This window comes from Pseudomonadota bacterium (assembly GCA_030859565.1).
GTDB lineage: Bacteria > Pseudomonadota > Gammaproteobacteria > JACCXJ01 > JACCXJ01 > USCg-Taylor.
Window position 1 is genome coordinate 1 of record JALZJW010000053.1, and the last position, 24039, is coordinate 24039.

The following is a 24039-nucleotide window of genomic DNA, read 5'->3' on the forward strand; positions in this document are numbered from 1 at the left end:
CCGCCACTCGCCCAAGAGCGCGTCCAGTTCCAGCCTAGCGCTGTGGTGGCGAGGGAGAATTAAAGCAGACGAGCAGGCCGGCGCAAACCGCGGGCACTGAGTACGCGGGGTGTTGTCGGTCGCTTCCTTGAGGGCGCGGCGAAGAATACCAGGCCTCATGCTTCTAGCGAATTCCCTTTGCGCCACGCCGCGCGGCGCTTCGCGCGGTGCATTAGCAAAGTCGCAACGGCATAGCTGGTACAGACCGTTAATACAAACTCGGCTAAGGGACCGACTTCGGCGAGCCGACAGAGCGCCGCGCACAAAAACCCGGCGACGATCCCGGCGGCACCGGACCACCGCATCGCGCGACCGATCTCGAGCGGGGTTAGTCGGACCAGCACTAGTTCACCTCCGGATCGTCGTGCATCGGATGGGTGATCAGGTCCTCGCTCAGCATGCCGGCCTCGCGCAAGGCCGCGACCATCGTGATGATGCCACCAAGAAGAAGGCCGCCGTGATACCCGCGATGGCCGACGCCGCACGTAGTGCGCACGAAGGAGCTGATAAGATCAACGAATTTTCCCCCAAATGATCCACGAGCAGTACTAGCGGCCGAAACCGCCAAATGCCTAGCGCACTGTCGCCGTAGACGGAGCGGAGGCCTGCGTCTGAAGGCTAGTGCCAGGCTTGCGCCAGGGATTCAGCCGCGGCTCGTGGGTTATAATGCAATCCACAAGCAAAAAAAACGCGGAGGGGTTATGGGTGATTTTCTGTCCAAAAAGCCTATCGCAACAAAGGAGCGCCTTATCTTCGCGCTCGATGTGCCTAGCAACGAGCAAGCGCAGGCAGTCGTTAACGCGCTTGGTGAAAGCGTGCATTTCTACAAACTCGGTCTTGAGCTTTTCATGTTCGGCGGTTACGTGGAGATGGTGCGCTCACTCGTTGATCAGAATAAAAAGGTCATAGTAGACCTGAAGTTCTTCGACGTACCGGAAACCGTGAGATCCGCCGTGCGGCAGCTCACCAAATCCCAAGCGACCTTCGCGACGGTCCACGGGAATGACGACATCTTGAAAGCGGCGTGCGAAGAGAAAGGGAGGCTAAAGATCCTGGCCGTCACCGTGTTGACGAGCCTCGATGAAAACGATATCAATGACCTCGGGTTCCCATGCGACGTTAAGACGCTCGTGCTCTCGCGCGCCAGGCGCGCGCTCGCCGTGGGTTGCGACGGCGTGATTTCCTCGGGCCTCGAAGCCCCGGCGCTCCGCGAATCCCTCGGAGAACAGTTCCTCATCGTGACGCCCGGAATTCGGCCGGTGGCAAATACCGATGACCAAAAGCGAACCGTGGATGTTGAAGAGGCTTTCCGAAACGGCGCGGACTATATCGTCGTCGGCCGGCATATCCGCGACGCACCGGACCCGCGGGCTGCGGCTGAGGCGTTTCAGTCACGGATCGGGGCGTTGTTCGCGCGGGCATAGCAATTGCCCGAGCGCCCTGGGCGATACTAGCCCTCTTGCGCGTCCAGTTTCAGCCTAGCGCTGTGGCGGCGAGGGACAGTTAAAGCAGACGAGGAGGCCGGTGCGCACCGCGACGTATTGGTCTCTCGAGCGCCACTGACCAGAGCCAGCCAATCGTGGGGTCGATCTGCTGCGATCAAAACGCGATCGAGTGCCACCTGCACGATGGCGATCGCGAGGGGGAGGCGCGCGGTTGCACTGCGAAACTTAATCACCGAGTGGCGAATTCGGCGTCGTCCAGGCGCCGCAAGCGATCGAGCTCGTCCTCTAGCTCGCGTAGGGCGCATTAGCTTTGGCGTAATGCGCCGTAAGGGACGCCCTCATGCGGCGCTACGACTGCATCCGCCGCGATACCGCGCCCGCCGATCCCGCACGCGAAGATGCTGTGGGTGAGCGGGCTCGTGGACGCCCTGATCGGCACGCTCGCGCAAACGCGTCTCGCCCCGGAGGGGCATCGATGAGGGTAATCACCGCGTTCCAGAGCCTCTCACCCACACCAATGGGCTAAATCCCGGCCAAGCAGCTCACTCAAGCGTTGCACCTCGGGCTGGAACTTACGCTGAAGTTCGACCCTCAGCTCTGGATCCATCGCAGGACGTGACACATATTTGGTGTTAAGCTGCCCCAGTCTTTGAAGAACTTCGTGACGCAAAGGTCGGGGTACCGTTGCCCTGGCGAGCGATCGAGCCAAAGGGGTTGCTCTTCAAGGTCCACAACAAGCTTTCGAAGGTCTTGCTACGCACCTGTTTGTTTGGATTCACGATCTTAAACGTGGGTTGGAAGCGGTCGTCTATATTCAAAAAGCGCAGCGTCTCTCGATAGACAGATGCCGCATCTTGCTTGAGGTCGTCATAAATGATGATGTGTACTGTCTCCCGCCCAAACCTGTCAAAATAGCGCTTAACCTGATCTGTATACTTGCCAATCTCCATATAAAAGAGGCCACTGATTATCAACTCATTATTCCTGGCTCTTTGTTTTCTTATGCTCTCATCCTCAAGGGCTGCCCTAAAATCCTCGATCTCTTCTCCTTCAGTGCGTAGCATATGACTATGCAGAGAGTAAAGCATATCTACTGGATTTCTAAGCATAATAATTATATCTGTGGCACCAGCGAAATCCCGAATCTCGTAAGCCGCGCGCTTTGAATACAAATAGAACACTGATTTCTCGCCTACTCGCCTCCGCGTCTTCGCCTCGGGAGTATCAAAGTGCGCCAGGTATTGCTCAATGGTGCACCTGGGACGTGTAAACCGCTGGTCACTGCCAAAGAAATCCATCTCCTTTTTTGGCAAAAAAATATCTGGATGCTGGCTCAAGTAATGCTGCATGGCTGTTGTTCCACACTTCGGCGCTCCGACAATGAAAAAGTCTGGCTTTCTCACTGGGTATTCCTGAAACCTAAGCTCCCCGCAGCGGTGGTATAAATGCCAAGCCGCCTGTAGACCCACACCGCCAGCAGGATGTTCCATGTTACCAGGCTGATCGCGGTTGCAATTGCCGCCCCTTCAATCCCCACACAGGGATCAGGAGGACGTTCAGTGTCACATTGACCGCGGCGGCTATGCCCACACCTGTAGCGGTATCGCGCTCATGACCGGTCATGATCAGGAGCAACCCTACAGAGCCCATCGCAGCGTTAACGATTTGCGCTGCACTGAGAATAGCCAGTGCCGTTGCTCCAGAGACAAACTCTAAGCCAAACACCGTCAGCAGGATCCATCGGCCGAAAATGATCATGCTCAGGGCTACAGGCAGAGAAACTAATAGAACAACACGGGCGCTCATGGTGACAATGCGCTGTAAGCGCTGTAGCTCACCCGCAAGTGTAGAGGCTGGAAACGACTGGGCCTAGCGCTATATTGGCGGCGACCAAGACAAACGAGACTAGCTCAGCCCCTCGCGTGGCCACCTGATATACGCCGGCAGCTTTCGCGCCTTGCATGGCTCCCACCATGAGGATGGCCGTCTCATGGTTAATCGCCTGCAGGCTACCCAGCGCCAGCAGAGGAAGGGCGCTTTTTATCCACGCCCGGGTTTCGTAGGTTGGCGAGGTTTGCTTAACCGCCTTCGGCAGCCGCTTGACTAACCACACCGCGCCCACCAAAAAAGCAGCGGCACTAGCGGCCACCTGCATCCCCATAGCCCAGGCAGCGGTAAACCGGCCAGCGCCCACCAACAAATAGCTGCCCCCAGCTAGCAGGATGAATAGGCCAGGTTTGATCAGCGCTTCAGGCAGTTGTCCCAGCAGCACATAGCCGAGTCCGCGCAGGGTTGCTGTGCGCAGGGCATTTAGAGCCACTAAGGGCAACAGAACCAGGGCCAGCCAGAAAGTCGCCAGCCCTTCGGGCGGGAGGCGGTCGGCCAGCGCCCAGCCGATGACCGCCGCCAGCAGCACCAGTCCCCATGAGATAAGCAGGACCGCTTGATTTGCCTGTAGTAACAGGCCGCGCATTAAGGCCCAAACCGAGCGGCTCTGGTAGGCCGCGATGTAACGAATGATCAAGTGCGGCAGGCCCAGCGTGGCCGGTACGCTTAACAAGCTGACCAGCGCGATGGCGTAGGCATAGGTGCCGTACCCCACCGCCCCCAGCAGGCGCGCTAGAAGGATACTGACGATGAAAGCCAATACGGATGCTACGAGTTTCAGGGCAAGACTTCCACCGGCCCCGCGAATCAGATAATCCCGGAGGCTGTGTCTTGCACCCAAAATAGCCGGTAGAGGTGGGCCCCGTTTTCTGGACAGGGGCTTAAGTGAAATCTCACGACGCAAGTCCCAAGCACGTGGAGAACGGCGAACTATCGCGCCTGCGATATTACGTAGAAAGGTCACCGTCGATAGATTATCATCCCCCGTCGCAAAAACAACCGAGGAGAGACAGCGAGTGAAACTTCGCGTCGGCATCGTGGGTTGCGGCAAGTTTGCCGATGTCCATGTCCAGCAGGTCCACGCCTTGGACAGCGCCGAGGTGGTGGCCGTCTGCGATCTTGAGCCGCTCATGGCACGGCAGATGGCGGTGCGCTACTCGCTGCCGGCCATGTATTCCGATCTCGGCCGCATGCTGGCCGAGCAGCGCCTCGACGTCCTGCACATCACGACACCGCCCGCCTCTCACCCCGCGCTCGCGAGCATCGCAATGGAGGCGGGCTGCCACGTATTTGTCGAGAAGCCCCTGGCGCTCAACCTAAAGGCGGCCCAGGCGATCGTTGCAGCCGCCGAGCACCACACGCGCAAGCTCTGCATCAATTATTGGTACAACTACGATCCGCCGGGCGAGGCACTACGCCGGCTCGTCGAGGAGGGCGTGCTGGGCGAGCCCGTGCACGTTGAAAGCGTGTTTGGTTACGATCTGAGCGGTGTCTTCGGCAGCGCTCTGCTCGGCGATAACGAGCATTGGGTGCATCATCTGCCCGGCAAACTGTTTCATAACGTCCTGGACCATGTCGTCAACAAAATCGCGCTGTTCATGCCGGATGCCGATCCGCGGATCTCTGCGTTCGACCACCGCCACCGGCCGGCCAGTGGTGATGCGGTCACGGACGCTGTGATGGATGAGCTACGGTTTCTGATGCAGGGCGAGCGGGTATCCGGTTACGGCTTGATCAGCTCCCACGCGCAGCCGGCTGGCCAGACTCTCCGCGTCTACGGGACCCGGAACACGATACAGGTCGACTTTCAGAAACGCACGGTCGTGGTGGAAACCGCACAGACCGTACCGGCCGCGCTGGGGCGGCTCCTAGCCGCGTTTTCCCATGCCCGCGGTTATCGGCGTTGCGCGTATGGGAACCTGCGCCAGTTCCTGTGGGCCGAGTTTCATGCCTTCGAAGGCATGCGGCGGCTGCTGCGGGCGTTCTACGACTGCATCCGCCGCGATACCGCGCCGCCGATCCCGTACGCGGAGATGCTGCGGGTGAGCGGGCTCATGGACGCCCTGATCGGTAGGCTCGCGCAAACGCGTCTCGCCCTGGAGGGGCGCCGATGAGGGTACTGGTCACCGGGGCGACGGGTTTCGTCGGCAGCGCGGCCGTTCGGGCAATGCTGACGCGCACCGAGCACGGGCTCATTTGCCAAGTCAGGACCGGTTCCAACGTCAGCCGCTTGCAAACCGTGCTGGAGGGTGCCCAGGCGGGTCGCGCCGATGTCATAGTAGCCAATTTGCTCTCAAGGGCCGATTCCGCGAAGCTCGTCGTGGATGCCGACGCCATCATCCATTGCGCCGCGGGGATGGGCGGCGGGGCGGCTAACATCTATATGAACACGGTCGTCGCGACCCGCAATCTGCTCGATGCGATGGGCGACGGCCGGCGCCGACGTTTGGTGCTGGTCAGCTCGTTTGCGGTGTACGGCACGGCAGGGCTGCCACGGGGGGCGCTGGTCAACGAAGAGACGCCTATCGAGAGCCATCCCGAGCGCCGCGACGGCTATGCGCTCGCGAAGCTGCATCAGGAAGAGATCGTCCGCGAATACGCCGCTCGGCTCGGCTTCGATCTAGTTGTCGCGCGACCCGGCGTGGTTTACGGACCGGGGGGCTACGATCCCTTGTCGGCTCGCATTGGCCTGAATCTGCCCGGACTCTTTCTGAGCATGGGTGGCAACAACCTGCTGCCACTCAGTTACGTGGACAACTGCGCCGATGCTCTCGTGGTCGCCGCCACCGCGCCCCAGGCTGTCGGGCTCACCCTCAACCTGCACGATGACGATCTCCGTACCTGCCGTGAATACCTCAGGCGTTATCGCGTCGAAGTCCGTTCCCTGCGCACGCTGGTTGTGCCCTATCCACTGCTGCTGTTGCTTTCGGCGGCGAACGAGTGGTACCACCGCTGGTCGCGTGGACAGCTACCGGCCGCCCTCACCGTGTACCGCACGCGCAGCCTGTACGTCGGGCGCCGTTACGATAATGAGCGCGTGAAGTCGCTCGGCTGGCGCCAGTCAGTGTCCACGCAGGACGGGTTGCAACGCACGTTCGAGTTTTTCCGACAAACAGAGTTGAGGGCCGACCCGAGTTACGGCAAGAGGCGTACATAGCCGGACGTTGGCGCCACCGCACACCCGCGGCATTATAACTGAGCATTGCGGGCGCGATTTACGATATCATTGCATACTTACATGCGGACTCCTCAGCAATGTGGCTAATATCGGCGTACAGCGGTTCCCTCTCTCGCGGCCAAAGAAGTCTATCCGATGGCTCCCTGCCGGGTTCTCGCTATAACCATGCGCCTCGCCGGAACACCTACGTTACCGCAGGCATGAAAGAGAAGCCGATGCCGATCCACCAAAACCCCACCGAGACGCTAGAGACGCTCGGCCAAGAGATGCACTGCCTGGTGTCCGAGTTATATCCGATCTGCCGGAGCATCACGGGCGATGGCGTCCGCGAGACACTCGATATCATCAAGCGGATGATCCCCCTGGACGTCCACGAGGTACCCACGGGGACGGTTGTCTTCGACTGGACGGTGCCTCGGGAGTGGAACATCCGGGACGCCTATATAAAAGACTCACAAGGCCGGCGCATCGTCGATTTCGGTCGGTGTAATCTCCACGTGGTCAGCTACAGCATGCCGGTGAAGAAGCGGCTCCGCCTCGATGACCTAAAGCCGCACCTTTTTACGCTGCCGGATCGGCCGGATTGGATCCCCTATAGAACCTCCTACTACAACGACACCTGGGGCTTTTGTCTGACGCACAATCAACTCGCCCAGATGCTGGACGAGGAGTACGAAGTCTGTATCGATGCCACGCTCGCGGCGGGGTCTCTGAGCTATGGCGAATGTTATGTACCTGGAGAGAGTGCTGATGAGATACTCATATCCTGCCATATATGCCATCCCTCGCTCTGTAACGATAATCTCTCGGGGATAGCCGTTGCGATTTACCTGGCGTGCGCGATGAGCCAGGCGCCTCACTGGTACTCGTACCGGTTTCTATTTATTCCGGGCACCATCGGCTCGATCACCTGGCTCGCCAGAAACGAACAGCAAGCGCCCAGGATCAAGCATGGCTTGGTGCTTACCTGTGTCGGCGACGAAGGCGGATTCACATACAAGAAAACCCGGCGCGCCAATGCCGAGATCGACCGGACGGTGGCCCACATTCTGGAGCATTCCGGGCAAGGCTACCAGGTGATCGATTTCTATCCCTATGGGTATGATGAACGTCAGTTTTGTTCACCGGGGTTCAACCTGGCGGTGGGTTGCTTGATGCGTTCGCAGCACGGACAGTTTCCGGAATATCACACCTCTGCGGACAATCTGGACTTCGTCCGGCCGCAGCGCTTGGCTCAGTCCTACGCCACCTGCCTATCGGTCTTCGAAGCCCTGGAGCACAATAAGACCTATGTGAACCGGAACCCAAAATGCGAGCCCCAACTCGGCAAGAGGGGTTTGTACAAGGCTATTGGGGGGCACAAAGACGCCGGGACCAGGCAAATGGCGTTCCTCTGGGTTTTGAACCTGTCTGATGGCCAGCACTCGCTCCTGGACATTGCCGAGCGATCCGGCATTGCGTTCCAAGTGCTCAGGGAAACAGCCGATGCCCTGCTGGCTCACGAACTGCTCGAGGAGCGTCCGCGGATATAGCCGGGCTGATCTTCGATGTTCGTTTGCTCCGTTACAGAATGATATTGCCTTTGCGAGCAATGGATTTCGTGGTACAAATCCTGCCCATCGCACTCGCCTCGGGTGTCATGTTCCTATTCGTAAGCGGAGTAAAGCAAGTGGCATTGACACACGGTTAGCCACCGCCAACCTCCCGATCCTGGCCCCACTGATCATAAGCTGAGTGCTGTCATATGCTGGTGCTTATCGTTATTAAACCGAATCTAACCACTTCAAAGTTCTGATCGGCAGAAGTGCTAAAGCCGGGTGGTTCGTTGTGGGCGGATGTATAATCTCGGTGCCTGGAGTCATTAAAAATGCCTTGAATTTTGTATCCTTATTTTATATCCTTTATCCTTATTCTTATGCTGAAAGTTACGATTGTTCATGAATGGTTGGTTGATTATTCTGGTTCCGAGCGGGTGTTGGAACAGCTATTGATGATGTTCCCCAACGCTGCTATGTTCAAAACGAGCAGTCCGCTAGGAATAAAACCATGAGGTCGCGGCGAGAGAGTTACAAATACCGCCGCTGGTTTATGATGGTGTCAGACCAAAGGCGCATTTCCTCAACAAGACGGACAATGGGCATACTCCTGCCCCGTGTTTGTACAAGGATTTGCACAAAGTTGTGCCCATCTACGGTTTAACAATAGGGGGGTCTCTAATGAAAATTAGTACACGCGTTATGTCTTGTTGGCTAATGTTGCTGCTTATGCCAGCCGCACAAGGACAGCAGGTAGGCTACGGCGAGACAGTCACGTCGCGCCAGCGGCCAGAGCTGGATCCACTCGGAATTCGGGCAGCCGGATTCCTGATATATCCATCACTTGCCGTAAGCGAGCAGTACAACGACAACATCTTAGCGCGCCGGGAGGAAAAAGACGATTTCATTACCTTTATCAGTCCGGGTGTTAAGGCGAGGTCGGACTGGAACAATCACGCTTTAAACTTTAGAGCGGATGCGAATATCGCCAAATATGCCGACAACGGGGATGAGGACTTTGAAGATTATGCTTTTGGAACGGACGGACGCCTAGACATTACCCGCAACCAATCGCTGTTCGTAAACGCTTTATATTCCCATCTTCATCAAAATCGTGGGGACCCGGACGATCCACAGGGGAGAAATCAGGGCGAATATGACCTCTATACGATAACCGGCGGCTATAACCACAGGTTCAATCGCTTGTCCGTCAGACTCGAGGGTACAGGAGCCCAGTACGACTATGACAATATCACCGCTGATGACGGGTCAACGATCCGTCAAGATGTGCGTGACCGCACTGACGCCATCGGTACGCTCCGCGCCGCCTATGAGCTCAGGCCAGGTTACTCCGCTTTTCTGCTGGGTAGCTATAACAACCGCTCCTACGACATAGAGTTTGATCCGCTAAGCGATCGTCTACGAAGTTCAGATGGTTACGAAGTCGCCTTAGGAGCGGAGCTTGCGCTTACCGGCGTGACTACCGGAGAAGTCCACGTTGGTTATCGTTCTCAATTCTACGACGACCCACGCTTCGGAACGATCGATGGCATAACAGGAGGCGCATCCATCTATTGGAATGTCACCACCCTGACGACGATTACCGGCAGAGTGGAACGTACGATTGAAGACACGACCTTTAATACAACGGTTGGAGGAACGCCTGCAGCCGGATACTTTCGCACCCGCTATGGCTTTATCGTAGACCACGAACTACTTAGGAATTTGCTGCTGCAAGCGAGCCTCTTCGGTATTCAAGAAGATTTCAACGATATCGATCGTACAGACGACAGTCTGCTGGCCACCGTAGGGGCTACGTACTTGATGAATCGTTACCTGGACCTATCAATCGGTTATGGCTACAGGGATCGGAGCTCTGATTTTAATGACTACTCGCAAAATACGGCGACGCTGACACTGAAGGTAAAACTTTAGGCTTCATGCAAGTCACCAGCGGCGAACTCGCGCGCGCTATTAGCCCGGAAGCCGGCTTTGCGGCGGAACTGCCGGACCTTGTCAACGACTTTGAGACATCTTTCCAAAGAATTTAGTGTTGCTTATGTTCGGTCGCCGGCGGGTTGATCCACCCCTCCCGGCGTAGCAGCGCACCGATCGCTCCTTCATCCCGACCGGCATCGGATGCTCGAGGATCGAGCGCTTATACTCGGCAGTGAACTTCCTGCGCACGGCCTTCTCCGCCACCTCGGGGTCCGGTGTCGCTAGGCTTCTAAATCGACTCATGTTAATCCTCCCCGCACCTCAACATTAATTTACACGGAGAAAGATGTCTCAGTCATGTTGGCACAGAGGGTGCATGACAACCATCGACTGATCGTGCTGGTACTTAGCAAGCGCGGTTGTAGCGTCATATTCATGCCCCAAGGCAACGTTTGACATTATCCCGGTTAGCTATTAAATAATGACGAACGCTGTCGGAACAAGAGGTCGCATCCATGGTTAATCATCAGTTCTTTAGGTTTATCACGTTAATAATGGTCTTGGTCTTGTCAGTCGCTGTTGCAAGCGCCCAAGGTGACCAAAAGGGTTACCGTTTAGGGACGGGTGACAAAGTAAAGGTGACCGTGTTTGGACACGAGAACCTTTCGGGAGAATCGAATATAGACAGCACAGGAAACCTAGCATTGCCGCTTATCCAGTCCGTTAAGGCGAGTGGCCTCACGGTACAAGAGCTGGAGAGGTCCATTGTGGCCAAGCTATCGCCAGATTACATTAAAAATCCACGTGTTAGCGTTGAGGTCATTGATAACCGCCCGTTCTTCATTCTTGGAGAGGTACAAAAGCCCGGTAGCTATCCTTATGTGAATGATATGACGGTAGTGACCGCAGTTGCTTTGGCCGGCGGTTTTACCTACCGTGCAGATACCGATGATGTCTATATTACTCGATCCACGGATAAAGGAAAAACCAAACAATCGGCGGATCAAAACACACCGGTGTTGCCGGGGGATGTAATCGAAGTTACCGAACGGTACTTTTAAAAAGCCGGTATCGTCTGCTTTAGCAATTTCCGTCGTGTCTCACGGACGTTGGTTATCCCGTTCCAGGGTTTGAGGCGTCGGTCGCGCCTGCGGATTTCATCTCGGGCCTCTTGTCGATGACATCAATCCTGGAAAGCCTCAACTCTATCGCAAGAAAGGCTGTAAACCTACTAACGGAACTAGGGACAGAGGCTCAATGAAACCCTCCGAGGAAGCGGGCGGTGTTGCAAAACGCCTCAATAATGCCGGAAATTGACTGGCGTTGACGAGCTTAAAGCGAACCGGTACCCGTGGATAAAAATCTCGTTGGTATGTCTCGTCGCTCGCTCCGCGGCTCCTGGCGCTCGGGGCTGCTCAGAACGATTTATTCACAACCTCTCAGTTGGTAATCGAGAAGAATCTAAAAAACATAGATATCGTCAAGTGCTGTCAAAACGAATATGAATCAAAAGAAGTGTCGCTTCTGCGGTGCCCGCTTGAAACACAGCTTTGCCGATCTAGGTATGTCTCCTTTTGCAAACTCAAACGTCGACCCTGATCGGCTCAACCAGATCGAACCCTTCTATCCGCTGCACGCCTTCGTATGCGAGCAATGCTTCTTGGTCCAGCTAGAGGAGTTCGAGACCCCGATGCATATTTTCAGCGACTATGTTTATTTCTCTTCTTTCTCCGATTCTTGGGTACAGCATGCGAAGAATTACGTTGAAATGATCGTGGAACGCCTAAGCTTGAATCAGCACAGCCAGGTGGTCGAGATTGCGAGCAATGATGGCTATCTTCTTCAGTTTTTTGTTGCCAGCGGGATCCCGGTGCTCGGCATAGAACCCGCCGCCAACGTAGCATCGCGCGCGGTCGAGAAAGGTATCTCCACACTGGTAAAATTTTTCGGTACGGCGGCAGCTAAAGAACTCGTGGCAGGCGGGATGCGTGCCGATCTGATCATCGGCAATAACGTCCTTGCGCATGTACCGGCTCTAAACGACTTCGTGGAAGGATTAAAGATCCTGCTTAGACACAAAGGCGTAGTCACGATGGAGTTCCCTCATTTGTTGCGCCTGATGGAAGAGCAGCAGTTTGATACCATCTATCACGAGCACTTTTCTTACTTCTCATTTATCACGGTAAACAAGGTCTTCGCGCACCACGGCCTGACCATCTTCGATGTCGAGGAGCTCCTCACCCATGGTGGCTCGCTCAGGGTTTACGCGCGGCACACAGGAGATGAGGCTAAATCTACGAGCTCAAGAGTCACGAGTCTATTAGAGCGTGAGGACAACGCTAGACTCACGTCGCTCGATCCATATCTTGCATTCACCGAGCAGGTAAAGGCGACCAAGCGTGATCTGCTCCGCTTTTTGATCAATGCCAAAGAGGACGGTAAATCGATCGTGGCCTATAGCGCACCGGCCAAGGGCAACACACTTTTAAACTACTGCGGCATCCGTTCTGATTTTATCGATTATGTAGTGGACAGAAGTCCCTACAAGCAAGGACGTTACTTACCAGGGACACATATCCCGATCTATCATCCCGACAAGATCAATGAAACCAAACCCGATTATCTGCTGCTACTTGCGTGGAATCTCCGTGATGAAATCATGAGTAAAATGACGCACGTGCGCGAATGGCGGTGCTCATTCGTGACACCGATTCCAAAGGTGCGGATATACTCATAGGTAATCTAGTAGTTAGACACGTTACTTACGCAACATAACGCCGGCCCAGTTTTCGATCAGCATCAGGGCGGGTGAAGCGCCATTCGATCCGTTGTCGTTCGGCGTTGCGACGTTGTTGCCACGCCGCGACGTCCGCCGCCAAGGCGGCGGCATGGGCGATGCGCCTACCGATGCACTGGCGATCGAGAATTCCGATCTCGATTTCGGCCATGTTCAGCCAACTGGCGTGCTTGGGTGTGTAGTGGAACTCAACCCTCCGCAGAAAGGCTTTGGCCTGCCGGGCACTCAGGACTTCGACAATAGATCCTGCGGAAATGGGTGAGGTTGTCGAGAACCAGATGGACGCGGCGGGCGGTGGCATACACCGTATCAACCAGAAATCGTGCTTGGTGCGTTGCGCGGTCACCTGGACCTGGCGCTGGCCACCTTGCGGTTCGACGGCAACGAAGAGGTTGCAGGTTCCGGCGCGGCGGTACTCGTAATCCTCCTTGAGCAAGACACCACACCCGCCCGGCAGTACCGGGCGGGTGTGCTCCAGAAGTTGCTTGCTCTTCTCGTCCACGCAGATGACGGGTTCGCGGCGATCGTAAGGCCGCGCATACAGCGCGAGCAGATCGTACATCCGCTGTCGGTATTCCTCGGTGATTCGGCCAATGCACCACATCACTTTGCGCCAGGGTTTAAGGAGGTTTTTTTAAAAGCCGCCCGTACCGTTTCGCGGCTGACTCCTTCCAGCCCGGGGCGCTTGCGCATCTCTTCCGTGAGCCGCCGCACGCCAAAGCGGTGAGCTCGGCCTCCTGCTCGGCACCATATATCGTTCTGAAGAGCTGGTTTCACCAGCGGTGAGATCCAGCAAAAAGCACAAAACTCACTGAAACCCTGTGTCCGACGCCATTTCCCACCGCTTAACCGCAGAATTTATGCAACTGAAAAGATGAAATAGGTGTGCACCTCCTCATCGAGGTACACCGGCAGCTTGAAGGCCGTGCCCGGCTATTAGAAATTCCCGCGCTCGCCTTTGGAAAATTCAAATTGACGTTACATCATCGCAGCCCTCGGCCGCTCGCGCGGCCGGTCTTGGTGACATGTATTTCCTGTTGCTCTAGAAATCGTAACCCGGATGAAGCCCCACAAGCGGCGGGATCCTAGAAATGATAGTGGATCGCCATACCGGATTCCGCGGAAACCGCCGCGCTCCTTCCGAACTTGCTACATTAGAATGCGCAGTAATGTGCAATCGTTGAGTCTATCGCTGAATGATCCAACGCAAGAGAACTGGATTGATCCTACGTTTTTTCGCGAGCACACCGAAAGGGACGGAAGCTCTTCTGGCACGGGAGCTGACAGCGCTCGGCGCCACTAAGATCCGCGTTCAATCGGCGGGCGTGGCATTCGCTGGCACGCTTGAAGCCGGCTACCGCGCTTGCCTTTGGTCGCGCGTAGCATCGCGGGTCATCCTACGGCTCGGCCACTTTCCGGCCTCCGATCCCGAAGCGCTGTACGACGGCGTGCGCGCGATCGCCTGGCACGAACACTTTGGTCTTGACAACACGTTTGCTGTCGATCTGAATAGCGCCGATTCGTTCCTCACCCACTCGCATTTCGGAGCGCTCAAGGTCAAAGATGCGATCGTCGACCAATTCCGCGATCTCTTCGGATCAAGGCCGACGGTCGCGATGAATCGGCCCGATCTACGAGTCAACGTTTACCTATATAAGAACGAGGCCACGGTAAGCATTGATCTCTCCGGCGAGAGTCTGCACCGGCGGGGCTACCGGGACGACGCCATGCTGGCGCCGTTAAAAGAGAACCTCGCCGCCGCGATCCTGTTGCTCGCGGATTGGCCCCAGCGCGCGACCGAGGGCCAACCGCTCATGGATTTGATGTGCGGCTCGGGCACCCTTCCGATCGAGGCGGCCCTCATCGCCGCGGACATCGCACCGGGGCTCATCCGCGGGTATTTCGGGTTTCTCGCTTGGCGCGGGCACGATCAGGCGCTTTGGGAGCGGCTGCAGGACGAGGCGCAGGCTCGCAAACAGGAAGGCATCAAGAACATCCCGCCGATCGCCGGGTTCGACCGCGACCCGCGTGCGGTCTCATCCGCGCGCAAGAACGCCGAGCGCGCGGGCATAGCCGGCTTTATTCAAATCACACGGCAAGAACTGCAAGCGGCCCCGCCCAAAGCGCCGACGCCTGGATTGATCGTGGTTAACCCGCCGTACGGACGCAGAGTCGGAGGCGATAGCGAGCTGCCGCGGCTCTATGCCGAGATCGGCGACACGCTCAAACGCAATTTTTCGGGCTGGGACGCGGCGATATTCACGGAGAACACCAAGCTTCTCTACCGGCTACGGATGGATGCAAGCAGAACCACTCCGCTGTACAACGGCGGCCTCGAGTGCTCCTTGACGTTGTTTCACTGTTCCGCGCGCGCAGCCGCTCCCCCAATCGAGCTACCGGATATCAAAGAGCGCCCGGCAAGCCTGCCGGCGCAGAGCGTCGAGATGTTCGCGAATCGTCTCCGCAAGAATATGCGCTCCCTGGCCCGCTGGGCGCGGCAATCGGGTGTCGAATGCTACCGGCTCTATGACGCCGACTTACCCGAGTACGCCTTAGCGATTGACTTCTACGGGGGCGAGGAGTCTTGGGTTTATGTGCAGGAGTACGCACCCCCGCCCACCGTCGACGCGCTCAAAGCGGCGGCGCGGCGGGATGCCGCCCTCGCCGTGATTCCCAATCTCGCCAGCGTACCTGCGAACCGGGTGTTTTTCAAGCTACGCCAGCGGCAAAAAGACCGGGCGCAGTATACGAAGTTCGCCAAGGAAGGACGCTTCGTGACCGTCAATGAGGGTAGCCATCGCTTCGCCGTGAATTTCACGGACTATATTGACACCGGCCTTTTTCTCGATCATCGCGGCACGCGCGCCCTCGTCAAAACCCTGGCGGCCGGGCGGCATTTTTTGAACCTGTTCGGATATACGGGCGCCGCCAGTGTGTATGCGGCCTTGGGGGGCGCCACGAGCACGACGACCGTCGATCTTTCGCACACCTACCTCGAGTGGGCGCGGCGCAATTTCGCCTTGAATCGAATCGATACGGGTCCGCATGCGTTTATTCAGACGGACTGCCTGGAATGGATACAGGAGGCGGTACAATGCAAAGCAAGCCAACGTTACGGTCTCATCTTCCTCGACCCGCCGACCTTCTCTAACTCGAAGCGCATGGCCGGAACCTTCGACGTCCAGCGCGATCACGAGGCGCTGATCAAGGATACGCTCGAGCTTCTGAGCGCCGACGGCGTGCTGCTCTTCTCGACCAACAGCAAGCATTTCAAGCTGCGGGTTTCCTTACCCGGGATCAACATCGAAGACATCACCCGGGACACGATTCCCCTGGACTTCGCCCGGCGGCCGCACGTCCACCGCTGCTGGAAGCTGTCGCGTCAATCGGGGGTAGACGTATCCACTTATTCCGGTTCCAGTTCAAAAGTAGAACGCGAAGCCGACGAGCGAGCGACGAGACATACCGAGATGGTAGGCGAGGAGCGAGCGAGGAAGGCGACAAAGTTATACGAATGAAATGGAAGCGGAATTAGGCCATATTGTCCATAATCGCCCGCTCCACCGCGGCAAGCGTGGCATCGACATTCACGCGCCGAGCGCTGCTTTGCCGGATCGCGATGTCGGGATCCTTGAGGCCATGGCCCGTGAGTGTGCAAACGACCAGGCTCCCGGCGGGGATCTTAGCGCTCGCGAGATCGCGTAAGGCTCCGCCGACCGAGGCCGCCGAAGCGGGTTCGCAGAAGATGCCCTCCCTCTCCGCGAGGAGCTTTTGGGCCGCTAGGATCTCCTCATCGCTCAACTCATCAAACCATCCCTGGGAATCCTTATTCGCTTCCCAAGCCGGGTCCCAAGATTGCGGGTGTCCGATGCGGATGGCGGTCGCCACCGTTTCCGGATCATCGACGGCATGTCCGCGTAAAAACGGCGCGGCGCCGCTCGCTTGGTAGCCGCACATCCGCGGTAAGGTATTCGCGAGGCCATCGCGGGCATATTCCTTATAGCCCATCCAGTGGGCGGTGATGTTACCGGCGTTACCGACCGGTATGCAGTGGAAATCCGGCGCCCGTCCGAGCGCTTCGATGATCTCGAACGCCGCGGTTTTCTGTCCCTGCAATCGATAAGGATTGATGGAATTGACGATGGTCACCGGCGCCCGCGCGGCGACCTCCTTGACCAGCCGCATCCCGGCATCAAAGTTTCCCCGGATCTGCAACACGATCGCACCCGCCATCATGGCCTGCGCGAGCTTTCCGAGCCCGATCTTGCCTTCGGGGATCAACACAAACGCCGCGATCCCCGCACGGGCGGCATAGGCCGCCGCGGAAGCGGAGGTGTTTCCCGTCGAGGCGCAGATCACCGCGTGGCTGCCCTCCTCCACCGCCTTGGTGACCGCCACGGTCATCCCCCGGTCTTTGAAAGAACCGGTCGGATTCAGGCCCTCGTATTTTACATACAGACTGACGTCGCGCTCGATGAGCTCGGGAATATTCAGCAGGCGAATGAGCGGCGTGTTCCCCTCGCCGAGGCTGATGATGCGCACAGCCTCGCTGACCGGCAAGCGCTGGCGGTAACGGTCTATGAGTCCGGTATACGGCGTCATGGCTTGTGTCCAAATTTAAGGAAGCGCTGCAAAAGTTACTGCGCAGCCCATCTGCTTTGTCGCGTGCTCGCTAGTCGCTCGCCTATCTACCTGATATGTCTCGTCGCTCGCTCCGCGGCTTCGCGCATCTGGGCTTGCTCGCAACACTTTTGCAGAGCTTCCTTACGCGAACGTCTCCAGGCGAATGCGCGTCACCCGGCCTGTAACCGACTCCAAGGCTTCGATGCGCTCGATGGCCGCGTTCATGGAGCGCTCCCGTACCCGGTGCGTTAGGAAAATGATGGGGACATGCGGTTCGCCCGGCACCGGCTCCTTCTGCAGGATCGCTTCGATACTGATCCGAAGATCACCAAAGATGCGGGTGATGTCCGCCAAGACGCCGGGCTGATCCACCGCGTGCATGCGCAAGTAATAGGCCGTGGCGACAGCGTCCATGGGAGCCACGCAGCGGTTCGACAGGGCGGCCGGTTGAAAAGCCAGATGCGGTACGCGGTTCTCCGGATCGGAGGTGAGCGTACGCACCACGTCCACGAGATCGGCCACCACTGCCGAGGCCGTCGGCTCGGCGCCGGCGCCGGCCCCGTAATACAAGGTCTGGCCGACGGCATCCCCCTTGATCAGCACCGCGTTCATCACCCCCATGACATTGGCAAGCAGTTGCCGCCGCGGCACCAAGGTCGGGTGCACCCGAAGCTCGATGGCGTCTCCGGCATCGCGCGCGATCCCGAGGTGTTTGATCCGGTAACCCAGTTGTTGCGCGTAATCAATGTCAGCCTGCGTGATTTGGCTAATCCCCTCCGTATACACCTTGTCGAACTGCAGGGGGATGCCGAAGGCGATCGCGGCCAGGATCGTGAGTTTGTGCGCGGCGTCGATGCCCTCGACGTCAAAGGCCGGATCTGACTCGGCGTAGCCGAGGCGTTGCGCCTCGCGCAGCACGGTCTCGAAATCACGGCCTTTATCCAGCATCTCGGTGAGGATGAAATTCCCGGTCCCGTTGATGATCCCGGCGAGCCACTCGATGCGGTTCCCGGCCAGCCCTTCGCGGATCGCCTTGATGATCGGTATTCCGCCGCCCACGGCGGCCTCGAAGGCCACCATCACGCCTCGCTCCTGGGCGGCTTGGAACACTTCGTTACCGTGGATTGCGATCAAGGCTTTGTTCGCCGTTACCACGTGCTTGCCGTTCGCGATGGCCTTGAGCACCAGGGTACGGGCCGGCTCCACGCCGCCGATCAATTCGACCACGATCCGGATCTCGGGATCGTTAACGACCGTCAGAGGATCGCTGGTAATTGCAATTTCATCGAGAGGCAGGCCGCGGGGTTTATCGAGGTCGCGCGCGGCCGCGCGGGTGACTTCAATTGCCCGTCCGGCGCGGCGGGTGATTTCATCCCGGTTGCGGCGCAAGACCTGGACGGTTCCGCCGCCCACGGTGCCGAGCCCGAGGAGCCCGACTTGCACCGGATTCAAGTCCTGCACACCTTAACAGGCTGCTGAAAAACTGCTGTGCTCGACATAGCTTTGTTGCTCGCGTCCTCGAAATCTTCATTTACTGCCGTGTAAACTCCGGTTTCTCGGCCGCTCGCGCCGCGTTCTGTCTTCGCTCGCGACGTTTTTAAGCAGCCTGTTGGTACGTGGTTCCAGCGTGACCAGCTGGCCATAAAGCTACAAGCCATGGACTGAACGCACCGGCATCGCGTCGCCCTTGCGCAATATCTCACGGACCCCCCGGATCGCTTGCCGGGTCCGGTGCTCGTTCTCGATGAGCGCGAAGCGTACGTACTGATCGCCGTACTCGCCAAAACCGATCCCGGGCGAGACCGCCACCTTGGCTTCCAAGAGAAGTTTCTTGGAAAACTCCAAGGAACCCAAGCTCCGATAAGGTTCCGGAATCGGCGCCCAAACGAACATGGTTCCGCGCGGTTTCTCGACGCTCCAGCCGGCGGCGTTGAGCCCCTCACAGAGCGCATCGCGGCGGCGCCAGTACATGCGCCTGATCTCGGTAAGACAGTCCTGCGGCCCTTCCAGGGCCGCGATAGCAGCTACTTGAATCGGGGTGAAAGTCCCATAGTCCAAATACGACTTGAGCCGGGCCAATGCCTTCACCAAGAGGGGATTACCCACCATGAAACCTACGCGCCAACCCGGCATGTTATAGCTCTTGGAGAGCGAAAAGAACTCCACCGCGATGTCCTTGGCGCCCGGCACTTGCAAGATGGAAGGCGCCTTATAACCATCGAAAACCAAGTCCGCGTAGGCGAGGTCTTGAATGACCCAAATTCCGTGCTCGCGCGCGATGGCGATGACGTGCTCGAAAAACGGCAGCTCCACGCATTGGGTGGTCGGATTGCTCGGGAAGTTGAGGACCAGCAGCTTCGGTTTCGGCCAACAGTCGCGGATAGCCTTCTGCAATTCCGCGAAGAAATCGATCCCCGGTCCGATGGGTACATGCCGCACACCGGCGCCTGCGATGACAAAGCCAAAGGGATGGATCGGATAGGCGGGATTCGGCACCAGTACCGTATCGTCCTCATCGACGATGGCCATGGATAGATGCGCCAATCCTTCCTTGGAACCGATGGTCACGATGGCCTCCGTTTCCGGGTCCAGGTCAACATCGTAGCGGCGTTTATACCAATCGCAGATCGCCTTGCGCAGACGCGGGATCCCGCGCGACGTCGAGTAGCGATGGGTATCGTCACGCTGGGCGGCTTCGACCAACTTATCGATGATATGTTGCGGCGTGGCCTGGTCCGGGTTTCCCATCCCGAAATCGATGATGTCCTCGCCCCGATGGCGCGCCGCCATCTTGAGCTCCTGGACGGTGCTAAACACATACGGGGGTAACCGCTCGATTCTAGGAAATCTCGTATCCAAAGACCTTGCCTCGGAAAACTCCAGTATCTGAACAAAGCCTTAACGGTTGATCCTAATAGTACGCGTAAATCCGCGTCTTCAACTCGACGAACCGGAAGGCTAATCGCGACAACGACGTTACCTATCTGCCAGCGTGCTGTCAAACGCGGGATCGATCATTCGGCTCTGTCAGCGCATGGCCGGCGCCGCGCCTGTCAGAAGTGGCCTACTCGCTTTGGATGGGAACCACTCGTGCCCCGAGGGCAGCGCGCCCGCCCGGTTTAGGATCCAACTCGCGATATCCTTGAGCACCACCGAGGCGTGCAGATCCCGGGTCAACATATGGTAACCCTGAGGATACCATGCAAGCCGCCAATCGTGCGCCGCCGCTTGCCCCTCGACAAAGCGCTCGAAGCAGGACCTCGGAATGATTTGATCGTGGGCGCCGTACAAGATCAACGACGGATGCCTGAGGCGGGGAAGCGCCGCCAGAGCCTCATCCATGAGATCGCTCAGCCCGGCGATGGAGTCAAACCGTGTCGCCTTGATGACCAGCGGGTCGCGGGACAGGTTCGCCCGCATGGCATCGTTATCCGAGGGGCGACGTTTGAGACCCCGGCCGGTGACGGTAAGACCCGGAAAGGTATTCGCCATCACCCACAGCGTCGCCCGCACAAACGGATTCCATAAACGGCGCCCCCACACCGCCGGCGCTACCAGCACCACACCATCGACCTCCGGGGGGTCCGGCCGCGTCAGAGCCGCCATCGCGACAACCCCGCCCATGCTTTCGCCCAAAAGGTAAACCGGAACACCCGGATGGCGCCGCCTCAGCAAGCGCGTAAGCTCATGCACATCCGCGACGAGGCGCTCGCTGCCTGCCCAGATCCCGGGACGCGCGGTGGCGCCGAAACCGCGCTGGTCGTATGCATAGGTGAGGATACCGCGCAAGGCGAGGTAAGGACCCACGGCCGTGAAAGTATGGCTATATTCGTTGAACCCGTGCAGAGCGAGCACCACGGCCACCACCGGACCGGGCGGCACCCAAGCCTGCGATGGCAAAAAGACTCCATCCGGCATTACCGCGTGCATCGGCTCCAACATCGGCTGCGCCGTTTGAGGCAGGACCGGCAACCGCCCAGGCGCGCCGCAAGCGATAAGTGCGAGCGCCGCGAACAGCGCGGCCCCGGCCAAAGAGGCGATCCGGAGCACCTTGCCAGCAGATTCAACTTCGGTCGCGGAAAAGCCCGCGCTCCAGGCGGCAGGTGTCGTCATGGTGGAAAGCACCCGTTCCTAACAGACTCATTGCGGCTTAATTTTATAGAAGATATATTTCCTTGAACAATAAACTTTCACCACGCAAACCCAATGCGCCACGCGTATCGCTATCGGAACGCGCTCCTCGCGTTCACACTAAGCATTGTCGCCGGGGCCGGGTGCCAAACATCCGCCCCGCGCACGGAACTCAATCCCGTGTTCATGGATCCCGCGACCGTCGACCCGGCCTATCCCCCGGCGATGGAACCGGTCGTGATCCGTAGCCAGGGCGCCAAGCTCAGTGGCATCGTTTATGTCGCGCAGGGCCCGGGTCCGCATCCGGCCGTCATCTTGTTGCATGGTTATCCGGGCAACGAGAGAAACCTGGATCTGGCCCATGCGATCCGCCGCGCCGGCTGGAACCTGCTCTTTTTTCACTATCGCGGCTCCTGGGGCAGCGAAGGGCGGTTTTCGATAGACCACGCCATTGCGGATACTCACGCCGCGGCTGGCTTTATGAGATCACCGGAATTCATCCGGAAGTACCGCACGGATCCGGATCGCCTTGCCGTCATCGGTCACAGCATGGGCGGGTATGTCTCTCTCGAGGTTTTGGCTGGCGATCCGCGGCTCCGCTGCGGAGCTTCGCTCGCCGGCGCCAATCTCGGCAAGTTCGGCGAGTTGGCCCAACAAAGCGCCGAGTTCGCCTCGCAACTCGCCTATTACATCGACGATGCGAACGCCATCGTCGGCGACGCTGGTCAAGCCGCGGTCGCGCGCTGGATGGCGCACGCGCCCAAATATGATCTACGCAGGCTCGTCCCCAAGCTGGCAGGTAAATCCCTGTTACTCATCGGAGCTGAAGGCGACACCATCCTTCCCCTCGATCAACATCACGGACCCCTGGTCGAGGCGCTACGCGATAGCGGGCATGGAGATCTTACGGTAGAGACGCTGGATACCGATCATGTGTTTTCGAGCCGGCGTATCGCTTTGGCTCACATCGTTATCAACTGGCTAAGCAACCGATGTAAGCAACCGCTCGCGGACGGATAACGGGAGATTCGGGCGCGAAGGCCGCGTGCGCCCGCGACCTGCGAAGCGATCCAAACCGCTTCCATCGGCTATAGTTATGAAAATATTCAATTCAAGCGAGGGCGTATGGCAACGACACATTCCCGGCCGCCGCGGCCCGTGCGCGGCACCCTTAACCAAAAAAAACTCAACGAAATCGTAACCCGAGCCCGCGACGAGCACGATCAGCGGCTCCAGGGGTACCGTGAACAAGCGTTGCGCCTTTACCCCTGGGTTTGTACACGCTGCGGGCGCGGCTTTGCCCCCGAAACCGTGCATGACCTCACCGTCCATCACAGAGACCATAACCACGACAACAACCCGCCGGACGGCAGCAATTGGGAGCTTTTGTGCCGCTACTGCCACGACAACGAGCACGCCAGATACACGGACGCGGTTCTCGGCGAGGGAATGACTCTGGGCACCGAACCGCAAACGCCCGGCACTTACAAGCCCTTTAGCGACCTTAAAGCCAAATTAAAACGCGAGCGTTGAAATCGTTAGCTGGGCATCCGAAATGCGAGAGAGCTATACTACTTTCGGAGGTTCAAATGAAGTACAAGATCGCAATTCACGAATCTGACGAAGGCTACAGCGTCTCTGTGCCTGGACTGCCCGGCTGCTGGTCGCAAGGACCCTCGGAGCAGGAAGCCTTGGACAATATCCGTGAAGCCATTCGCGAGTACCTAACTGTCGTCGAGGAACAGCTCCGTGGCGAAGAGGTCCGCGAAGTCGAGATCACGGTCTAGCGTTTGCCCAAAGTTGCTGGCGTCAACCACCTGGATGCAGTGCGTGCCTTTGAGAAGGCGGGTTTCTGGATTGCACGCCAGGGCAAGCATATTGTGATGACGAATGGCCAACGCATTCTCACCGTTCCTCGTCACAATCCGATCAATGCCTTCACCATGGGCGGTCTTGCGCGCGACGCTGGACTCTCTGTCGAGCAATTCCGTAAGTTGCTCTAGGCCCGGCCGCCCAAACCGGAACTTCTGCACGACGAGTGTATCCGCGGTGCTTCCCGTGATGCACTTGTGGAGTGTCACAGAAACACGCCGCAGAACACAGACCCGTCACACCGGCCAAGTCCGCGCAGCGGACGCGAGCCGGAATTGCGTCTCAGTTAAACGTTCCCAATAATGTTCCCGTCATGCCAGCGAAAGCCAGGGCCAGGGGCGAGTACCCGAGCGCCAGCGAAGCTGGCCGGGGCCGAAGGCGGCCCTGCTTGGCGCCCCGAGGATGGAAAGCTGGCATCCAGTAGCAGAGTAAAAAGCCTGGATTCCCGCTTGCGCGGGAATGACGGATTAGCTGAATAACCGCCCGTGACGGAAGGCGTTTGGAAGAAACACGGTGGGCGGATTTGCGGTAAGGTGGGAAGACCGCGCCGCCGAAGACCGAAGCGTCAATGGTGTGATCGCATCCGTGGGTTAG

The 24039-nt window shown here is 58.2% G+C and carries 24 protein-coding genes and 1 pseudogene; 13 read left to right on the plus strand and 12 right to left on the minus strand.

What is annotated here, in order from left to right:
* Positions 1–155: 155 nt before the first annotated feature.
* Both M3436_09575 and M3436_09580 read right to left on the minus strand, forming a co-directional pair.
* Positions 156–383, minus strand: a complete 228-nt coding sequence (locus tag M3436_09575; GenBank protein MDQ3564368.1) for a hypothetical protein — start codon at positions 381–383, stop codon at positions 156–158.
* Entirely contained in the window at positions 383–535 is a 153-nt protein-coding gene (locus M3436_09580) for a hypothetical protein (protein ID MDQ3564369.1), read from the minus strand. The genes M3436_09575 and M3436_09580 overlap by 1 nt, the downstream gene beginning before the upstream one ends.
* A 205-nt stretch (positions 536–740) precedes the next feature.
* On the opposite strand from M3436_09580, the gene pyrF reads away from it, so the two are divergent.
* Positions 741–1463, plus strand: a complete 723-nt coding sequence (gene pyrF, locus M3436_09585) for an orotidine-5'-phosphate decarboxylase (protein MDQ3564370.1) — start codon at positions 741–743, stop codon at positions 1461–1463.
* Between the two features lie 653 nt (positions 1464–2116).
* Here the strand turns inward: pyrF and M3436_09590 are convergent.
* From M3436_09590 to M3436_09600, 3 genes are read right to left on the minus strand one after another with little or no spacing between them, the layout of a single operon-like run.
* A complete protein-coding gene (locus tag M3436_09590) occupies positions 2117–2974 on the minus strand; it encodes a sulfotransferase domain-containing protein (protein MDQ3564371.1) in 858 nt (285 codons plus the stop codon).
* Position 2975: 1 nt separating this feature from the next.
* The gene (locus M3436_09595; protein ID MDQ3564372.1) at positions 2976–3290 is read right to left on the minus strand and encodes a polysaccharide biosynthesis C-terminal domain-containing protein; all 315 of its coding nucleotides are present in this window, start codon (positions 3288–3290) and stop codon (positions 2976–2978) included.
* A 28-nt stretch (positions 3291–3318) separates the two neighbouring features.
* Positions 3319–4131, minus strand: coding sequence for an oligosaccharide flippase family protein (locus tag M3436_09600; GenBank protein MDQ3564373.1), 813 nt, complete (start codon positions 4129–4131; stop codon positions 3319–3321).
* A gap of 256 nt (positions 4132–4387) precedes the next feature.
* On the opposite strand from M3436_09600, the gene M3436_09605 reads away from it, so the two are divergent.
* From M3436_09605 to M3436_09625, 5 genes and pseudogenes are all read left to right on the plus strand, one after another.
* A complete protein-coding gene (locus tag M3436_09605) occupies positions 4388–5485 on the plus strand; it encodes a Gfo/Idh/MocA family oxidoreductase (GenBank protein MDQ3564374.1) in 1098 nt (365 codons plus the stop codon).
* Complete coding sequence (locus M3436_09610; protein ID MDQ3564375.1) at positions 5482–6528, plus strand: NAD(P)-dependent oxidoreductase; 1047 nt, start codon at positions 5482–5484, stop codon at positions 6526–6528. The genes M3436_09605 and M3436_09610 overlap by 4 nt, the downstream gene beginning before the upstream one ends.
* A 221-nt stretch (positions 6529–6749) precedes the next feature.
* On the plus strand, positions 6750–8081 hold the full coding sequence (locus M3436_09615; protein MDQ3564376.1) for a DUF4910 domain-containing protein: 1332 nt from the start codon (positions 6750–6752) through the stop codon (positions 8079–8081).
* Positions 8082–8464: 383 nt separating this feature from the next.
* A pseudogene (locus M3436_09620) lies at positions 8465–8566 on the plus strand (glycosyl transferase, group 1 family protein).
* Between the two features lie 247 nt (positions 8567–8813).
* Complete coding sequence (locus tag M3436_09625; GenBank protein MDQ3564377.1) at positions 8814–10019, plus strand: outer membrane beta-barrel protein; 1206 nt, start codon at positions 8814–8816, stop codon at positions 10017–10019.
* A gap of 81 nt (positions 10020–10100) precedes the next feature.
* Here M3436_09625 and M3436_09630 read toward each other — a convergent pair whose 3' ends face one another.
* Positions 10101–10325 carry a hypothetical protein gene (locus tag M3436_09630; protein ID MDQ3564378.1) on the minus strand — a complete coding sequence of 75 codons (225 nt, stop codon included), beginning with the start codon at positions 10323–10325 and terminating at the stop codon, positions 10101–10103.
* A gap of 212 nt (positions 10326–10537) precedes the next feature.
* Here M3436_09630 and M3436_09635 point away from each other — a divergent pair, with 212 nt between their 5' ends.
* Together M3436_09635 and M3436_09640 are read left to right on the plus strand one after the other, a co-directional pair.
* Entirely contained in the window at positions 10538–11083 is a 546-nt protein-coding gene (locus M3436_09635) for a polysaccharide export protein (GenBank protein ID MDQ3564379.1), read from the plus strand.
* A gap of 440 nt (positions 11084–11523) precedes the next feature.
* Positions 11524–12759: a class I SAM-dependent methyltransferase gene (locus M3436_09640; protein ID MDQ3564380.1), complete on the plus strand. Its 1236-nt coding sequence runs from the start codon at positions 11524–11526 to the stop codon at positions 12757–12759.
* Positions 12760–12784: 25 nt separating this feature from the next.
* Here the strand turns inward: M3436_09640 and M3436_09645 are convergent, their stop codons facing one another.
* Complete coding sequence (locus M3436_09645) at positions 12785–13381, minus strand: transposase (protein MDQ3564381.1); 597 nt, start codon at positions 13379–13381, stop codon at positions 12785–12787.
* Positions 13382–14039: 658 nt separating this feature from the next.
* On the opposite strand from M3436_09645, the gene rlmKL reads away from it, so the two are divergent.
* Complete coding sequence (gene rlmKL / locus M3436_09650) at positions 14040–16337, plus strand: bifunctional 23S rRNA (guanine(2069)-N(7))-methyltransferase RlmK/23S rRNA (guanine(2445)-N(2))-methyltransferase RlmL (GenBank protein MDQ3564382.1); 2298 nt, start codon at positions 14040–14042, stop codon at positions 16335–16337.
* Positions 16338–16350: 13 nt separating this feature from the next.
* Here the strand turns inward: rlmKL and thrC are convergent, their stop codons facing one another.
* The 4 genes from thrC to M3436_09670 form a co-directional block, all read right to left on the minus strand.
* Positions 16351–17421 carry a threonine synthase gene (gene thrC / locus M3436_09655; GenBank protein MDQ3564383.1) on the minus strand — a complete coding sequence of 357 codons (1071 nt, stop codon included), beginning with the start codon at positions 17419–17421 and terminating at the stop codon, positions 16351–16353.
* A 162-nt stretch (positions 17422–17583) separates the two neighbouring features.
* Positions 17584–18894 (minus strand): homoserine dehydrogenase, encoded by a 1311-nt coding sequence (locus tag M3436_09660; protein MDQ3564384.1) that lies wholly within the window; start codon positions 18892–18894, stop codon positions 17584–17586.
* Positions 18895–19089: 195 nt separating this feature from the next.
* Positions 19090–20301, minus strand: coding sequence for an alanine transaminase (alaC, locus tag M3436_09665; protein MDQ3564385.1), 1212 nt, complete (start codon positions 20299–20301; stop codon positions 19090–19092).
* Between the two features lie 168 nt (positions 20302–20469).
* The gene (locus M3436_09670) at positions 20470–21555 is read right to left on the minus strand and encodes a lysophospholipase (protein MDQ3564386.1); all 1086 of its coding nucleotides are present in this window, start codon (positions 21553–21555) and stop codon (positions 20470–20472) included.
* Between the two features lie 93 nt (positions 21556–21648).
* Here M3436_09670 and M3436_09675 point away from each other — a divergent pair, with 93 nt between their 5' ends.
* From M3436_09675 to M3436_09690, 4 genes are all read left to right on the plus strand, one after another.
* On the plus strand, positions 21649–22593 hold the full coding sequence (locus M3436_09675) for an alpha/beta fold hydrolase (GenBank protein MDQ3564387.1): 945 nt from the start codon (positions 21649–21651) through the stop codon (positions 22591–22593).
* A 105-nt stretch (positions 22594–22698) separates the two neighbouring features.
* Positions 22699–23106, plus strand: coding sequence for a YajD family HNH nuclease (locus M3436_09680; protein ID MDQ3564388.1), 408 nt, complete (start codon positions 22699–22701; stop codon positions 23104–23106).
* 56 nt (positions 23107–23162) lie between these two features.
* On the plus strand, positions 23163–23360 hold the full coding sequence (locus M3436_09685) for a type II toxin-antitoxin system HicB family antitoxin (GenBank protein MDQ3564389.1): 198 nt from the start codon (positions 23163–23165) through the stop codon (positions 23358–23360).
* A 3-nt stretch (positions 23361–23363) separates the two neighbouring features.
* Positions 23364–23576, plus strand: a complete 213-nt coding sequence (locus tag M3436_09690; protein MDQ3564390.1) for a type II toxin-antitoxin system HicA family toxin — start codon at positions 23364–23366, stop codon at positions 23574–23576.
* 151 nt (positions 23577–23727) lie between these two features.
* Here the strand turns inward: M3436_09690 and M3436_09695 are convergent.
* Positions 23728–24039 (minus strand): hypothetical protein (locus M3436_09695; GenBank protein MDQ3564391.1); only part of this gene is annotated, 312 nt, incomplete at its 5' end.

Excerpts from the sequence above, each read along its gene's own strand:
- M3436_09675 (MDQ3564387.1), top strand. The coding sequence starts at position 21,649 with ATGCGCCACGCGTATCGCTATCGGAACGCGCTCCTCGCGTTCACACTA.
- M3436_09630 (MDQ3564378.1), bottom strand. The coding sequence starts at position 10,325 with ATGAGTCGATTTAGAAGCCTAGCGACACCGGACCCCGAGGTGGCGGAG.
- M3436_09685 (MDQ3564389.1), top strand. The coding sequence starts at position 23,163 with ATGAAGTACAAGATCGCAATTCACGAATCTGACGAAGGCTACAGCGTC.
- M3436_09645 (MDQ3564381.1), bottom strand. The coding sequence starts at position 13,381 with ATGTACGATCTGCTCGCGCTGTATGCGCGGCCTTACGATCGCCGCGAA.
- M3436_09680 (MDQ3564388.1), top strand. The coding sequence starts at position 22,699 with ATGGCAACGACACATTCCCGGCCGCCGCGGCCCGTGCGCGGCACCCTT.
- M3436_09595 (MDQ3564372.1), bottom strand. The coding sequence starts at position 3,290 with ATGAGCGCCCGTGTTGTTCTATTAGTTTCTCTGCCTGTAGCCCTGAGC.
- pyrF (MDQ3564370.1), top strand. The coding sequence starts at position 741 with ATGGGTGATTTTCTGTCCAAAAAGCCTATCGCAACAAAGGAGCGCCTT.
- M3436_09635 (MDQ3564379.1), top strand. The coding sequence starts at position 10,538 with ATGGTTAATCATCAGTTCTTTAGGTTTATCACGTTAATAATGGTCTTG.
- M3436_09670 (MDQ3564386.1), bottom strand. The coding sequence starts at position 21,555 with ATGACGACACCTGCCGCCTGGAGCGCGGGCTTTTCCGCGACCGAAGTT.
- M3436_09590 (MDQ3564371.1), bottom strand. The coding sequence starts at position 2,974 with ATGGAACATCCTGCTGGCGGTGTGGGTCTACAGGCGGCTTGGCATTTA.
- thrC (MDQ3564383.1), bottom strand. The coding sequence starts at position 17,421 with ATGACGCCGTATACCGGACTCATAGACCGTTACCGCCAGCGCTTGCCG.
- M3436_09625 (MDQ3564377.1), top strand. The coding sequence starts at position 8,814 with ATGCCAGCCGCACAAGGACAGCAGGTAGGCTACGGCGAGACAGTCACG.
- M3436_09615 (MDQ3564376.1), top strand. The coding sequence starts at position 6,750 with ATGAAAGAGAAGCCGATGCCGATCCACCAAAACCCCACCGAGACGCTA.
- M3436_09640 (MDQ3564380.1), top strand. The coding sequence starts at position 11,524 with ATGAATCAAAAGAAGTGTCGCTTCTGCGGTGCCCGCTTGAAACACAGC.
- M3436_09610 (MDQ3564375.1), top strand. The coding sequence starts at position 5,482 with ATGAGGGTACTGGTCACCGGGGCGACGGGTTTCGTCGGCAGCGCGGCC.